This is a genomic window from Amycolatopsis sp. NPDC114484, from assembly GCF_055633755.1.
In genome coordinates, this window is the sequence record NZ_JBVKDQ010000020.1 from 44,343 (window position 1) to 59,552 (window position 15,210).

Consider the following 15,210-nt stretch of genomic DNA (forward strand, 5'->3'; position numbering starts at 1 on the left):
GCTCGATTGTCAATGGTCCTTGCCTTGGTCGCGGGAAGTTGCCGGGCCGGCGTCGGGTCGGGCGTCCCAGGGTGCAGGGTGTGGCTTTCAATGGCCTGCTGATGGTGTGGCTGCAACTGACTGGCCGCCCTGCGCCCCCACCGAGGGACTGTCATCGAGCGCCGCGGCCGCGCCTTGTGGAGGACCGAGAACGAGCAGGGAGGCACTCAGCGCCGTGCGGTGTCATTGCGGTGCCTCGCGGCCGCGCTCGGCGTCACCGTCGATGCTCTGCTTGGGCAGATGTCTGCACCGCACTCCCTCGACGTGGACGCGGTGCCCTTGCGCCCTGCGATTCCTGACCTCGGGGGCATCGGCTGGCGGCGGCGGAAAGCGGGATCGCGCACAATACGGCCGGGGAGCGACCTGCCGGTGGTCTGGCAGGTCGTTCAGGTCGCTCTGACGCGGATCCGTTCGAGTTGAGCGGCCGCGACCCCGTGCGCGATCGCGAGCGTCCGGCTCTCCGCCGCGGGATCGATGCCGAGCCGGCGGTTGCAGTGCAGGTGCAGCAGCGACGCGAGCACCCTTGGCCGGATGCGGGGATCAAGCCGCGCCCCGTATTCGGCGAGCCGGTCCCGCCAGCGTTCGGGCCCCGCATTCGCCCCCGGCTGGTCCCGCAGCAGCTGCCTGCGTTCCGCGGAGACCGCACGGTGCACTTCGTCGTCGCGGCCGAACGCGGCCAGCAGTTCCTCCCGCCAGCGTGGCCCGGCGAAGTGCCGCGCGAGTTCGAGCACATCCCCGGCAGTCGCGGTCTTCTGGGGCGGCTCCGACAGCCGGGACAGCACGAATTCGGTGTCGGAGCAGAAGAACCGCTCCGCGAGACCGATCGCTTCCGGTCCGCCGTACCGCTCCGCCTCCGGCCGGTAGCAGTCCAGCTCCATTCCGTGCGCCAGGCCGTTCTCGACCAGGCCGGCCACCGCTCGCCGCAAGGACGGGAGAACCTCGCCCCACACCTGCTTCTCCACGCCGTGCACCCGCAACCGCAGGTGCGGAGCGGGATCGAGATAGCGGAGAAAGTACCAATCGCGGCCGGCCAGTTCGGGTGCGAGGCAGCGGGCGAGCACCTCGTTCTGTCGGTCGGGTGAACATCGGATCTTCGCGTAGAGCCACTCGCCTCCGCCCGGCAGGCCGGCGGTATCGCGCGGACGGGCCGGTGCGGGCATTGCCGTTGCTGGGCCGGCTGCGGGCGCGAGACCTCGCAGGGGCATGATCAGCTCGGCATCGTGGTTGCCCCGCGGGCCGGTCAGCCAGCCGTCGTGCACGTCCTGCCAGGGCGGCTCTCGCAACACGGTTCCGGGCTGTTTGGCGAGTTCCGCGCGGAACAGGTCGCGGTGGGCGCGGAAGGAGAAGTTCAGCGGCAGGTAGGTGTCGTCGGCTCCGCACTCCACCATCGTCGGCACCCCCCAGCGTTCGCACCAGCTCAGCAGGGCCGCGTCGTCGGTCAGGTCCGCGGGCGGCGACCAGGTCGCGGGTGCGAGCACGGTTCGCCCGCTGCGTACTGCGGGGAGGAACGGCGCGCCGCTTGCCGGACCCCAGTTCCAGGTGCAGACCCGGCGGCCGCCCATGTTCCCGGCCTCGACGAGGAACCGGGCGATGTTCGGCACGGCGGCCTCGGCGCGCAGGGCGTGCCCGAACACCGGCCGGATCTCGCGCGCCATCGAACGGGAGTACACCCGCAGGCGCTGCGCGTCCGCCGCCACGAAGATGTCGTCCAGGGCGAGGACGCCCGCGGCGTCCGGGTCGGAGAAGCTGCCCAGCACGAGCTGACGGTCCAGCAGCGGGGGCACCTGTGCGACATTGCCGAAACGCTCGCGCGCGACGGGATGCGCGAGCTGGACGCGGAGCGGACCTTCCGCGGTCGCGGATCGCACATGCGCCGTGAGATCGGCATCCTCGCCGAGCACGGGGGCGAATCGACCGATGCTCGTCCCCTCCGAGCTGCCGAAGCCGACCACCGCCAGCGAGAAGTCCCCGTCCCGCAGCGCGTTCGCCGATGGCGCGGTCAGCCGTACCGCGATCTCCGCGGCCTCGGGCGGCGGCACGGCGTCCGAAGCCAGCTCGGCGACGGCGGCCGGGGTCAGTTCCACCTCCCGGGAACCGTCCCGGGCCGCGGCCATCGCCATCTCCAGCAGCAATCGCTGTCGACGGGGCGAGAACGCGGATTGCCGAGGCGCCAGTCGCCATCCAGCGGGCAGGTGGTATCCGCCCGGCGGGCCGAGACCGCTGTCCGGGTCCAGCACTTCCGTTGCCGGCACCAGGCACTGAGCGCCGTATCGGTCGAGGAATTCCGCGTGGTAGCCGGCGAGGGCATGTTCGCTGTGGTGCGGAAAACTCAGCCGCCACAAGGTGGTCGCGGCCCGTTCCAGCTCTCGGGCGACCGCGTGCGGCAGCCGCACGTCCGCGTCCAGTGCAAGGTCGACGTGCACCGGCGCTTCGCTGCCGGCCGCCGCACGCACGGCGGCGAGGGTCGATGCGCCGAGCCCGACCGGCTGGTCCTGGTAGGCGCGAACGGCGTTCGAGACGTTCTCGATCTCCGCTGCGCGCGTCGCGTTGAGCGCCGGGAACCGTTCGGTGCACAGGAAATCGGCTGCGACGAGCTGCCGCACCAAGCCCGCTGCCGCCGCACCGGGTGCGGCCGGGAATTTCTCGGCAAGGAGGCCGGCCAGTTCGGCGGCGACGATCGGTGTGGCCGCATATCGCAATGCGGCCGCTACTGCCTCGGTGCGGCGCAGGCTTCGTTCCACCACCGCGTCGTCTGCCGAGAGCGCGAACCGCAATGCGACGCGATCGCCCCGTGCGAAGCAAAGGTTGTTGGCCACTACTCGGAATTGGCCGAGCGGAACGGCCGACAGTTCGTCGCGGACGTGCCGGCGCAGCCACGAACGCTCCGGTCGGACGAGCTTGCGGTGGTCGTCCCCGAGCCGCATCGCCGGAGCGTCGGAAAACCGGGCGACGGCGACGCCCGCCATCAACCCGAACGGAGTGGCCCGCGAAGAAGCGCGCAGGAAGTACCGGACCAGCGAACGCGCGATCCGTTGTGCGGTACGGAGGTCTGGGGACTGCCCGGCGGCCAGGCTGGTCGCGGCGGCGTGCAGGGACGGGCTCGCCACCGAGACCGCTTCGGCGAACCGGTCGTCGCTCAGCAACCGGCGAACCAGTCGCTGCGGGGCACGGTCCGCCTCGTCGTTCCAGGTGCGCTGGATTCCGGTGCGGGGCAACAGCGGCGCGCGCAGCAAAGCCCTGTCTCCGCAGGAAAACACCGGACCGCGCTCAGACATGTGTCCCCGTTTCTTCGAAGGTGTTTCGGCAAACCGTGCCGCGTTGGGCGGGTGGTAGTCTCACGCGATGACCGCAGCGTTGCCGCTTACCTTCATGCAGCAGCAGTTCTGGCTCGGCCAGCGGCTCGACCCGGGAAACTCCACGTTCAATTGCGCCATGTACGCAGACATTCGCGGCGAGCTCGACGTCGCGCTGCTCGACGCGGCCGTGCGGCAAGCCGCGGAGGACGTCGACACCGTCCGGGTCCGGTTCGAGGAACGCGACGGTCAGGTGTGCCAGGTCGTCGGCCCGTTGGCCGATTCCGCCGTGGTGTCGGTCGATTTCCGCGGCGACTCCGATCCGGACAAAGCCGCACGGGAATGGATGCGCCGCACGACCTGCCAGCCTGCGGACCTGGCCGGGGGACAGCCGGCGACGTGCGGGATTCTGCGGATCTCGGGCAACCGCGCGCTGCTGTACCTTCGCGCGCACCACATCGTGATGGACGGTTACGGGTGCGCGGTCGTGCTGGGGCGCATGGCCGAGATTTACGGTGCGCTGGCGACTGGCCAGCCCGTTCCCCCTTACCGCAATGGAGGTATGGCCGATGTGGTGGCCGCGGACACCGCGTACCGCAGCTCGGCGACGCGGCAAGCGGACCGGGAATTCTGGGCTGCCCGTACCGCCGGCTACCCATCGGTGAAGACGCTGGCGAAGACACGGGCTGCGTTGTCCCGCAGCACCGTCCAGCGCAGCCTCGACATTTCCGCCGATACGACGGCCAGGCTGCGCGCGGCGGCACGGGCAGCGCGCAGCGGGTTCCCCGCGGTACTGCTGGCTTGCGCCGCGCGCTACACCCAGGAAGTGACCGGCGAGCGCGAAGTGGTGCTGGGTCTCGCCGTCACCGGCAGGCGCGGAGCTGCGGTTCGGAACGTGCCGGCTTCCCTGGCGAACGTGGTTCCGTTGCGGGTGAACGCCGACCCCGCCGCTTCGTTGCCTGAGTGCACTGCGGAGGTGGGGCGCGAAGCGCGTGCCGTGCTGGCCCACCAGCGCTACGACACACTGTTCGAGGACTTGCAGCTGCACCATGTCTACGGCCCGGTGGTCAATATCGCTCCGTGGTCGGCGAACATCGACTTCGGCAGTGCGGAAGCCGCTCTGCACTATCTTTCGTCCGGACCGGAAGACGACATCAGCCTGACCTTCCGGGTCGGCCGACCCGACGACGGCATCACGCTCGCGGTGGTCGCGAATCCTTCGGCGTACGACGCCGCGGCCGTGGACGCGCACTTGCACCGGCTCTCCCTTCTCCTGAACTCCGTCCGGTGAGCGGTCAGCGCAGCAGCAGGGCCGCGTCCCACGGCAGCTCTCCCCTCGGCGTTTCCGGGCGACGTGCGTGCTCGAGCGCGAGCACCACGCCCGCCGCGCCGTCCAGGAACCCGGGTTGGCTGGCCGGCGCCGGATTGCGGGCAGGCCGCCGGGGGCCGTAGACGAACGGCAAGGCAAGGTCGGCGTGCGCGGCGAGACCGCCGGCGAGGAGGGGCAGGCACGCGGCGAGTTCCGCGTTCCCGCTGTCCGCCGCGACCAGCGACGCCATGTGCAGCAACCCGGCGGCACCGTGGCACAAGCCGGGTTCGGGCAACTGCTCGACACAGCCGGGCCGGCGTAGCGCCGCGATCACCGTCTGTACCGCGAAGTCTCGCCACTGCGTTTCGTCCAGCGCGATACCGGCGAGCTGTATCGCTCGCGCGATCCCCGGCGTGCCGTAACACCAGGAATTCCGCCCAGCCGGTTCCTCCGGCACGCGGTTGCCGGTTTCTTCTTCGCAGGACACAACGTCCGGCCAGTAGCGCCCGTAATCGTCGCGCCGGCTGCGCGTCAGCAGCCAGCTGACGACGCGGTGCACGGCATCTTCTTGCCCGGGCACCCGGACATCCTGTGCCAGCGCCAGCGAAAGCAGTGCGAGTGGCCCGGAAATGCCGTGCGCCATGCCCAACGGGAGGTGCCCGAGCGGGAACTTTCTGCCGCGCAATGGTCCTGGAGACCACCAGCCGGGGACAACGCCGCCGTGCACTTCCACCTCTCGCGTCAACGCGACCAGGTGAGAGAGGATCCGGCGCAGCGTGTGGTCGTTCCGCGCGTCGGCACCGCGCCGGCTCAGCAGATAGCGTCCGAGACCTGCGGTCCCGGAAATTACGTCGTAGCAGGCGCTTTCCGCACCTGGTGTCTGGTTGCCGGTGCGCTGGAGGTCGGCCTCGGCAAGCGCGTCGGCCTGGCCGCGGATCAGGACGTCCGCACTGTGCAGAAGCGCGGGGTAGTCTCGTTCGTCGACCGCCGCGCCGGCCGCGGCGAACGCGATCGAGGCGATCCCGGAGTACAGGCCTCGCCCGGCCAGCGCGTCCGGCGCGGAAAGCGCTGCCGTCAGCCACTGGTGGGCCTTCCGCCGCAGTTGCTCGTCCTCCCGCCCGGCCTGACCGAACAACAGCGCGATCCCCGGCGGGCCGGCTGCCAATCCCGTTGTGGCGTAACGGTAGCGCTGGTCTTGCGCCAGCCAGTGGCCGATCAGCCGGTCGTCTTGCAACCGGGCCAGCGCCAGCTGGCCCGGTTGCAAAGCGGCGAGATCAGCCACAACCGACCTGGGTGATCGAACAGGTGGCGGTGGGCTTGGCCTGCATTTCCGCCAGTTCCGTGCCGGGCTGCGAGCACGCGGCGAATTCCTCGATGTCGAGGTCGAAATACGTCGTGGTCTCCATGTGTACGACTCCTGAAATCGCGGACAATGACGCAGCCGACGCTACCGAGTTCGCAATCGCGGACCCAGAGGCCAACGGGCAGAACCGTTGTCGGGCAGGACATCGGCCTTCGTCGTTCAGGGAGCCTTCCCCAAGCGCGCTCAGGCGTCGTCCCGATGGAGAGCCCGGGTTCCCCACCACAAGGCCAGCGCTGCCATGGCCAGCATGAGCACGCTTCCGGTGAAGAGGCTGCCGCCCGAGAAGTCGCCGCGGAAGCTGTTGCGTTCCAGGTCGACCACGTGCCGGAACGGGTTGATCTGCGAGATCGTGTACAGCCACTTCGGTGCCAGCCCGGACGTGATCGGGATGAGGATCCCGGACAGCAGCAGCAACGGCATGAGCACCGCGTTGAGCAGTGCCGGGAACGCCTCCTCGCTCTTGAGCGTGAGCGCCAGCGCGTAGGAGCACGACGCCAGCGTGACGGAGAGCAGGAACACGATCAGCAGGCTCAGCAGCACCCCGCCGAACGGCGCGTTCAGGCCGAATACGAGGTAGGAGAGCGCGATGATGAGCACCGACTGCACTACCGCTTGCAACGCGTTGGCCAGCACCCTCCCGAGCAACAGCGCGGTACGGCTGGCCGGCGTGACCCGCAGCCGCTCGATCAGGCCCGCGCGGTAGTCGGCGAGCAGCCCGAAGCCGACGAACGAACTGCCGAACATGGTCAGCTGCACCATCAGCGCCGGGGCGAGAACCAGCCAGCCGGCCGCTTCGGACAGTCCTTTTGCGCCGAGGGCGTTCACCAGCAGCGGGCCGAAGAAGAACAGGTACATCAGCGGCTGAGCGAGATTGATCAGCAGCCATAAGGGGTTCCGCAGCGCTGCGGTTACCTCGCGGCGGAAAATCAGCCAGGTGTCATGCAACACCGGATACCTCCGGTTCCGCCGGCGCGGGCTGCTCGGCTTCGCGCAGCGACCGGCCGGTGAGAGTAAGGAATACGTCGTCCAGGGTCGGCCGCGTGACCTGCATGGCGGTCGTCGAGATGTCCTTGGCGTCGAGCGCGCGCAGCAGTTCCGGCATCGCGGTGTCGCCGCGCGGCACCCGGAACCGGATCGACCCTTCGGACACCGCGAACTCGTGCGCGCCGGGCAGTTGCCGGGCCAGGTCCGCGGCGGCCGCGGTGGATTCGGGATCCACTTCGATCGTCACGCCGTCGCCGGAGACCTGGGCTTTCAGCGTGTCCGGATGGCCCTCGGCGACGATCCGGCCGTCGTCGATGACGATCAGCCGGTCGGCCAGCGCGTCCGCCTCGTCGAGGTAGTGCGTCGTCAGGAAGATCGTCACGCCTTGTTCGGCGCGAAGTCGCCGGATGTGTTCCCACAGGTTCGCGCGGCTCTGCGGGTCGAGCCCGGTGGACGGCTCGTCGAGAAAGACCAGCCCCGGCGAATGGATCAGCCCCATCGCGATGTCGAGCCGCCGCCGCTGACCCCCGGACAGCGTCTTCGTGGCCCGCTGCTCAAGCCCGGCCAGATCGAGCTGCTCGGTGAGCACCTTGCCGCGCGCGATCGCGTCGGCCTTGCTCATCCGGTACAGCCTGCCCTGCAGTTCCAGCTCCTCGTCCACGCGAGCTTCGGGCGAGGTGCCTCCGCCCTGTGCGACGTATCCGATGTTGCGGCGCACCCCCGCCGCGTCGGCGAGCAGGTCGTGCCCGCCCACGGTCGCCGTGCCCGCGGTGGGTTTCAGCAGGGTGGTGAGCATGCGCAGCGTGGTGGTCTTGCCCGCCCCGTTCGGGCCGAGGAACCCCACGAGCTCGCCCGCCTCGACGTCGAGATCGACCCCCTTCACCGCGTGCACTTCGCCACCGGCTCGGCCCTTGCGGCGGAACCGCCGCTCGAGTCCGCGTGCCGTGATCATGGACAACCCCCTCCTCCCGCAACGCCGTTCAGGCGAGCCCATTCGGCGCCATTGTTCCGGCTTTGTCGGCACCGACCACAGTCGCGGCCTGGGCGAATGCGGCGCGATCTGCGGCGATTGTGTCGTCAGCCAAAAAACTCTGCCCGAAAGCATGCTCCTCCGGGCAGGCGCGGTGTGCGCTGATGCCCTCCGCGGGCGCTGATGCGGGGTGCTGACGGGCGGTGGCGATCGGCACCGTGCCAGCTGATCCCGCTGGTCGTCGAGGCAGAGGCGATGGGCATCGTTCCCCTGGTTCGGGGATGGACCTCTCGCGGCGGCCGGGTGTTCGTTACGGTCGGCTGGAACAGTTCTCGGCGAAGTGATGCGGAGACCGGGCGGCGCGACTGGGGGAGAGCGGTCGTGCAGGGCAGGGGAGTCGAGGCCGCTCCCGCGGCCCGCGGTCTGCGATGCTGGCAGGCTGGGGCGTGAGCAACGGGGCGGACGCCAATTCGCCCAGGAAACTGGCGACCGCCGCAGGGACGTGGTTCGTCGGTTCGTCGAGGTCGCTCGAACGCTTGCGCTCGCTCCGCGCCGGTGAGGGCGGTTTGTACCGGCACACCTCGGCCAGGTCGCGAGGCTCCGATAGCTGTCGGCGGGCAGCGTGTCGCATAAAGCGTGTCGCATAAGATGCCGTGCGGGAATCGGCAGCGTAGGTGCGGTACGGGCAGGGAGTTCGGTCCTCCCCGCAGCAGTGCTGGCCAATTCGGCCGGGCGCGGGTCCGAAGCGCCCTCGCTGGCCGCCCGCAATCGACGACCGAAGCGCCAGCCGAGTCTCCATTCCTGGCCAGGCCTGCGATGTCGAACCCCGCCGCACTTCTTGCCGAGGGCCCGTCCCGCATCCGCGCGGCGTCGGTTACCTGATCGCTTCCCGGTATTCGCTGCAGGGCAATCCTTTCGACTACGCGGTCCTGCCTGTCGGGTGGCTCGCCTCCGCAGGCCGGCACGAGCCGTGGAATTCGCAGTCGAGCCAACTGCCGGTGTGCGTGTCGGACATCCGCCAGCGCGGGGGCTGCCATCGGCAGCTGTGCCTGGACCTGCACGAAGGCCGACATTTATCCTGCGACCTACGCCTTGACATTCTACGAAACGAGAACCGGCCGGCCAGTGCGCGTCGTTCGAATCGACACTGATCTGCTGCCCAGCGAGGAGTGCTGTTCCGGCCTCTCCTCCTACCGCGGCCCTATCCCTCCGGACCGTGCTCAGGTACCCGGACCGCGACCCTGATCGACGCCATTCGCCCGCTGATGACGGGCGATGCCGGGTAGCCGCAGGCTGTCGCCGACCGGGCAGACGTGCAGGTCAGGCCACGGCTGGTGCGGGGCTCACCCGGCAGGCCGAGTCGGCGGCCGACGCGGACAAGGGCGGATCGTCGGCGACGGGAGCCTGAAGGAAAGAGGTCTTGGACGAACTGGCCGCCGCGCGGCGGGCGAGGGGCAAGGGCAGCGTGTCGCCGGCAAGGCGTAGTTCCTGGTGAGCCATCCCATCCGGGAGGCCCGATTGTTCAACAGCCGGGGCAGTTCTGATGCAATGGCTTCTCGACGCTGGACCGCATGTTTTCAAGCGGGACCTGACGTGAGGCCGAGTCGACGTGTCGTTGATCGAATAGACGAGGCCTCCGGTTGATCTATCAACGACCAAGAAGATCCGAATTCCGGAGACCTCTTTGTGCGGCGCGGGGACAACGTCACGGCACTGGGCGGAACCGGGTTCGGCGAAACTATCCCAATTCGAACGTGGACAACCGATGCGAAGCCCGATTCCATCACGCTGCGTCACAAGTTTGGTCCGGCGGCATGGCAGAGTTATTTAGAGCGTGTGTCAGATGGTGGGGGTGACAAGTACCGCCGAGCACGCCGGTAACGGCACCACGCGAGACACCCTTTTGGCTTCGCTCGCTCTCTCGATTCGATGCAGGTTTCGTAGCGAAAATGGGAAGGGTGCCGAGAGTGGATCCATTAGTGCGGCCGAAGGTGATTATTTCGTGCAGGACTCGTTGTTTTCAGTATTTACCCGGAATGCTGTCCGACTGTTCGCCAAGTTGGCGTTGCGCACATCCGTGAACGGCGGGCAGGCGTCGTAGCTCACGTGCGGAGCCCTGGATTGCTCCCGATTCGCGCCGTACGCAATGCGGTCATCAGCGCATCGATGTGCGTTTTATCTGTCGTGAAATTGTTTATAGCTGCTCGAAGGTACACGTTGCGCTTGGGTCGGCAAGTCGTGATATAGAAGTTTCCGCTCTCGATCAGGTTTTGCTGAAGCTGCTCATTGAATGCGTCAATGTCGTCATTCTCGTTCGGCGGATGTGCTCGAAAACAGCATACCGGGAGGGTGGGCTCTTCCAGCAGCTCGAATCCGTCTGTGGCGCGGACGGTCGCCGCGAGATGTCGAGCGACCTCAAGGTTCCGGGTCAGCAGTTTGGCGTAACCGCTGCTGCCGAGCTGACGCATCGCAAGCCACAATCCAAGCGACTTCCACGGGCGTGCCCCTTCGACTTGCAGGAAAACCGTATCGATGTTCGCATCGTCTGCCGGCGCCCAATAATGCGCTTCGCCGTGGAAGCTGCGGGCGAGTGCGGAGCTGTCCTGGACGAGCAGGCAGCCGATTCCGTAGGGCATGAACAGCCACTTGTGTGGGTCCACGGTCAGCGAGTCCGCTCGAGAGAGCCCGTCGAACAGTGGACGAGTCGCGGGAACGCCAGCGTAAGGTGCACCTGCCGCGCCGTCGATGTGAAGCCACATGTCACATTCTTCGGCTATCTCCGCGAGGTCGTCGATCGGGTCTACCGCGCCGGTGGCGGTAGCGCAGGCAAGTCCCACTATGGCGATGGGCTGGTCGTCCTGTGCGATATCCTCGTCAATAGCTTTGCGCAGCGCTGGAAGTGATACGCGGCCTTGCTCGTCCGTAGGCACCAGTCGCAGTGAACTGCGACCAATGCCGAGCGTGTCAACGGCTTGCGGGATGGAATAATGGCTCTCGCTGGAAACATATACCTTAAAACTGTGGGTTGTTGCGGCTGTATTTATTCCGAGACGATTCGAGGCGCGGTCGCGTGCCAGTTTTAGTGCTGCCAGGTTTGCGCTGGACCCTCCGGACGTGAATACGCCCGGGCGTTGCCCGCCTGAGTTGCGCGGATATCCGATAAAGGAGGCGAGCCAGTGAAGGGTCTCCATTTCCAGTGCGGTGGCCGCCGGCCCGGCTCGCCAAGCCGCAGGACTTTGGTTAAGCATCGCCGCGATAGCGTCGCCGAGCACGCTGATCGGGAGCGGGCGCGGATGAAAGTAGCCGAAATGCTGCGGGTGTGCACCGTTGAGGTAGCCGTCAGTCACGAAGTCTTGCAACTCGCGAAGAATCAGGGATAGTTCTTGCCCGTCGACCGGAAGAGGCAGCGGGTCAAGCATTTTTTCCCGAACTCTGGAGTTGTCGCTGAAGACGGGAACGAGGGTTGGGTCGGTCTGGGCCGAAAATAGACCCCGCAGGTTCTCGTTAGCCGCTGACAGGAGTTCGGTCCAGTCGGAAAGAAGATCATCTGGGGCCCGCATGAAATGAGGCTAGACGTCCCCGTCGGCCCAGGCAAGGATTGCGACTCACGAATGGAAATCGTCGGCGGCTTACCAGGAGCCGACGCGTTATCGCGCACGAAGCCGAGATGCCGGGCTCGGTAGGCGCAGGGCGGCGACCCCGCCCGCTCCCGCAAGGTCCGCAGCAAGGGTCTTGAGTGAATAGCCAACGGATCGGGACCAAAGGGCAGTGCGGTGTCCGGCTCCTTGCCCGAGCGCATGCGGCCACAGTAGCTTTCGCTCACGTTCAACACCCCGCTGGCCAGGAGGTAGCCATGACCATGGCTTACGACGAGGGGTGTGCGAATGTCGAAGAGGGAGAAGAGGGAGCTGACGCGGGCCTTTCGGATTACGAGCGTTATGTCCGGACTGGCGAGCTGCTTTCTCTTCAGTCTGCTGCGGACGGATCGGCTGGCCGAGACGAGCTGCTGTTCTTGACTGTCCACCAGTCGACTGAACTCTGGCTGAAACTGTGCGCGCACGAGCTGGACGACGCGACGCAGCTGCTGGAGCTGGCGGACCTTCTGCCCGCGCTGCCATTGCTGCGCAGGGCTGTCCTGTGCGTCGAGTACATGACGGCTCAGCTGGAAATGCTGGAGTCCATATCGCCCTGGCAGTACCAGCGGATCAGGCTGAAGCTGGGCAGCGGCTCGGGGTTCTCTTCGCCGGGATGGCGGCGGCTCAAGGCCGCCGCCATCCCGCTGGGAAACACGTTCCAGCTGGTCTTGCGGCAGAATGGCGTCGATCTTGAGGAAATGTACGTCCACGCTGATCGATTCGAGGCCTTGCATCAGCTCGCGGAGGCGTTGCTGGACCTCGACATGCGGCTTGTCACGTGGCGGAGGAGGCACCTCAAGATCGTGGAGAGAACCATCGGATCGGAAGCAGTCGGTACCGGAGGCACCCCGGTCGATGTCCTAGTCCGGATCGTTGACCGTCGTCTCTATCCCGATTTGTGGGAAGTGCGCAGCGTGCTGACCCGGCGCGCGAATCTGAAGCACGGGGAATGAGGCATCCGATGAACCCTGCGTTTGACCATCCTTCCGAGGAGCTCTTGCTGGACCTGGACCGGAACGATCCGCTGTCTGAGGCACGGCAGATGTTTGAGTTGCCCGCCCGCGAACTGTGGTTCGATGCGAACTCGTTGGGTGCCATGCCGCGTTCCGCTGCGACGGCGGTATCCGATCTGGTCGGGTCAGGCTGGGGCCGCGGCGGTCTCCGGGGTTGGGATGACGAACAGTGGCTTGAGGTGCCGGTTCGGATCGGCGGGAAGATCGCCGAGATGATCGGTGCCGCGCCGTCGGAGGTCGTCGTCGCCGAGTCGGTCTCCGTCAATCTGCACAAGGTTCTGTCCGCCGCGCTCACGCTCTGCCGGCCGCGGCGAGTCCTCGTCGTCGAGGACTCGATCTTCCCGACCGACCGCTACGTGGTGGACGACTTCGCCCGGCAAGGCCTCGCCGAAGTACGGGTGGCCCCGCGGCACGACCTTTTCCGTGCCCTCGACCAGGATGTCGCTGCGGTGGTAGCCAGCCATGTCGACTACCGGATCGGGGACGCTCTTGACCTGAACGCCGTCACCGCGGCCGCCCATGACTCGGGAGCGCTTGCCGTCTGGGACCTTTCGCACAGCGCCGGGGCGGTCGAGGTCGACGTGCGGGCCGGGCGGGTCGACCTCGCGGTCGGCTCCGGGAACAAGTTCCTGTGCGGTGGTCCGGGCAGTCCGGCATACGTCTTCGCGGCCGAGCGCCTTCAGGCAGATCTGTCGCCGACACCCGTGGGCTGGATGGGCCACGAGTCGCCATTCGATTTCGATACCGGCTACCGTCCGGCTCGCGGCATCGAACGTTTCCTGTCCGGTACGCCCGCGTTGATCGGGTTGGCGCCGCTCGAAGCCGCGCTGGACGTGTGGAGTGCCGTCGACCAGAAAGCGGCTTTCGCGAAGAGCGCCCTCATGGGCGACCTGCTGACCGCGCTGTTCGCCGAGATTTGCGACAAACACGGAGGTACGCTCGCGTCGCCGCGACGTGCTCGAGACCGCGGCGCCCAGGTCAGCTTGCGTCACCCGGCCGCGCCCGCGATCGCGACGCGGCTGGGGGAACGTGGCGTGCGGATGACTTCCCGGCCGCCCGATGTCCTCCGGTTCGGCCTTCACTCGCTCACCCTCCGGTACATCGACTTGCTGCGATGTGCTGAGACTCTGGGCGAGGTCCTGGCCGACCTCGACCGGAGTCCGCGGATCTGACGGCAGTCGACCGACTGACCAGCTTCGTCGAGTGTGGACGGGAGAGCGCTGCCGGAGCGCGATCCAGTGATGCAGTTGTTGCTCTCGGCCGGGAGGTACACCGACGCAGGCTGGCCGTGTGACGATTGGTCCGAGGCTCGCCGCATCGTGCTGTTGCGCAATCGAGCGCTTCGCGCGCCGGCCCATCACCAGATCGTCCGCCGCGCCTAGCTGGCAACCGCCGGACCATCAAGCCACGAAGCACGTCTCCCGGCAAGCGGCGTCAGCACGTCGAATCAGCCACGTTCCACGTGCCGGAACGGATGTCGCACCGAAGTTGTCGAATGGTTCACGGAACGGTAACCTCGACCCTGTCGACCAAGAATTGATTTGCGAAAAATTTCCCGCCCGCCCAGCGCCTCCGAGGTGTTTATGGACGCTTCCATTCCGTGGCAACTGAACGAAATAGTCACGCCAGTTAGCCAATTTGGCGAACAGGCAAATCGGCACGCCGTCCAACGAGCGCGCGAACTGGGCCTGGTGCGCACGGACGAGGCAGAACGGCGACTTGCCGCGACCTCCCCAGGAATGCTCGCAGCGCATTGTTACCCGATTGCCGGACTTGACGATCTGTATTTGCTGGCCGACTGGATGACATGGCTCTTCATCCTCGACGACCATAACGACGAAGGCAGCTACGGCCGGCATCCCGAGTCGCTCGAGAAGGCATTGACAAATATTTTCGCCTCCATCGGCGACACCGAGGCGAAGAACCCGCTCGAAGCCGCCTTCAGCGACATCGTCCGGCGGTTGAGCGATCGGATGCCGCGGTCGTGGCTGCACCGGTTCCTGCACCACGTCATCGACTACTTCACCGCCAACGTATGGCAGTCCGCGCACCGGCGCGAGTCCGCGATCCCTGACCTGGACGTGTTTCCTCGGATGCGACGCGACGCGGGCGCCATCATGCCTTCGTTCGACCTCATTGAGTTCGTTGGGTCGGAGGCGTTACCGGCGAGTTTGTACTACGGGGCCTCCTATCAGCGGTTACTGGTTACCGCCGCCGACGTCGTCTGCTGGACCAACGACCTGATGACCTTGGACAAGGAACTCGTCCGCGGGGACCATCAGAATCTGGTGGTAGTCATTGGCCAGGCGGCAGGTGTATCCCTGGAGCGGGCGGCTTCTGAAGTAATGATACGCACCGGGAAACAGGTCGAACGATTCCTGGCAGTCGAGGCCCGGCTATCTCACACGATGGACTCGCTGAACGCCTCTGAGGAGTTGAGGGCGAACACGTCGAACTGCGTCGCTATGCTGCGTGCGTGGATGCGCGGGCACGTTGACTGGGGCCGAAAAACGGCGCGGTACCTCGAGTTCGATCAATCGCCAGCACAACCGGAGTACCTCGACGACCTCCTCGCCGAAGAACCTACGATGTAGGACGCGCAGA

Annotated in this window: 10 protein-coding genes; 4 read left to right on the forward strand and 6 right to left on the reverse strand. The window is 67.0% G+C overall.

Annotation, left to right across the window (positions count from 1 at the left end; genetic code table 11):
* Nucleotides 1–425: 425 nt before the first annotated feature.
* Nucleotides 426–3,314, reverse strand: coding sequence for a lantibiotic dehydratase (locus tag ACZ7SW_RS35740; RefSeq protein WP_470234787.1), 2,889 nt, complete (start codon nt 3,312–3,314; stop codon nt 426–428).
* A 67-nt stretch (nt 3,315–3,381) separates the two neighbouring features.
* Here ACZ7SW_RS35740 and ACZ7SW_RS35745 point away from each other — a divergent pair, with 67 nt between their 5' ends.
* The gene (locus ACZ7SW_RS35745) at nt 3,382–4,623 is read left to right on the forward strand and encodes a condensation domain-containing protein (RefSeq protein ID WP_470234788.1); all 1,242 of its coding nucleotides are present in this window, start codon (nt 3,382–3,384) and stop codon (nt 4,621–4,623) included.
* Between the two features lie 4 nt (nt 4,624–4,627).
* Here ACZ7SW_RS35745 and ACZ7SW_RS35750 read toward each other — a convergent pair whose 3' ends face one another.
* The 5 genes from ACZ7SW_RS35750 to ACZ7SW_RS35770 form a co-directional block, all read right to left on the reverse strand.
* On the reverse strand, nt 4,628–5,923 hold the full coding sequence (locus ACZ7SW_RS35750; RefSeq protein WP_470234789.1) for a lanthionine synthetase C family protein: 1,296 nt from the start codon (nt 5,921–5,923) through the stop codon (nt 4,628–4,630).
* Nucleotides 5,916–6,047, reverse strand: coding sequence for a hypothetical protein (locus ACZ7SW_RS35755; protein ID WP_470234790.1), 132 nt, complete (start codon nt 6,045–6,047; stop codon nt 5,916–5,918). Before ACZ7SW_RS35755 ends, ACZ7SW_RS35750 begins: the two co-directional genes overlap by 8 nt.
* A 140-nt stretch (nt 6,048–6,187) precedes the next feature.
* The gene (locus ACZ7SW_RS35760) at nt 6,188–6,952 is read right to left on the reverse strand and encodes an ABC transporter permease (RefSeq protein ID WP_470234791.1); all 765 of its coding nucleotides are present in this window, start codon (nt 6,950–6,952) and stop codon (nt 6,188–6,190) included.
* A complete protein-coding gene (locus tag ACZ7SW_RS35765) occupies nt 6,942–7,940 on the reverse strand; it encodes an ATP-binding cassette domain-containing protein (protein ID WP_470234792.1) in 999 nt (332 codons plus the stop codon). The genes ACZ7SW_RS35760 and ACZ7SW_RS35765 overlap by 11 nt, the downstream gene beginning before the upstream one ends.
* Before the next feature lie 2,120 nt (nt 7,941–10,060).
* The gene (locus ACZ7SW_RS35770) at nt 10,061–11,518 is read right to left on the reverse strand and encodes a pyridoxal phosphate-dependent decarboxylase family protein (RefSeq protein ID WP_470234793.1); all 1,458 of its coding nucleotides are present in this window, start codon (nt 11,516–11,518) and stop codon (nt 10,061–10,063) included.
* A 293-nt stretch (nt 11,519–11,811) separates the two neighbouring features.
* On the opposite strand from ACZ7SW_RS35770, the gene ACZ7SW_RS35775 reads away from it, so the two are divergent.
* The 3 genes from ACZ7SW_RS35775 to ACZ7SW_RS35785 all read left to right on the forward strand — a co-directional run bounded on the left by ACZ7SW_RS35775 (nt 11,812) and on the right by ACZ7SW_RS35785 (nt 15,200).
* On the forward strand, nt 11,812–12,546 hold the full coding sequence (locus tag ACZ7SW_RS35775) for a tryptophan 2,3-dioxygenase family protein (protein ID WP_470234794.1): 735 nt from the start codon (nt 11,812–11,814) through the stop codon (nt 12,544–12,546).
* A 239-nt stretch (nt 12,547–12,785) separates the two neighbouring features.
* Nucleotides 12,786–13,778 carry an aminotransferase class V-fold PLP-dependent enzyme gene (locus tag ACZ7SW_RS35780; protein WP_470234795.1) on the forward strand — a complete coding sequence of 331 codons (993 nt, stop codon included), beginning with the start codon at nt 12,786–12,788 and terminating at the stop codon, nt 13,776–13,778.
* 411 nt (nt 13,779–14,189) lie between these two features.
* A complete protein-coding gene (locus tag ACZ7SW_RS35785) occupies nt 14,190–15,200 on the forward strand; it encodes a terpene synthase family protein (RefSeq protein ID WP_470234796.1) in 1,011 nt (336 codons plus the stop codon).
* The last annotated feature ends 10 nt before the right edge of the window (nt 15,201–15,210 follow it).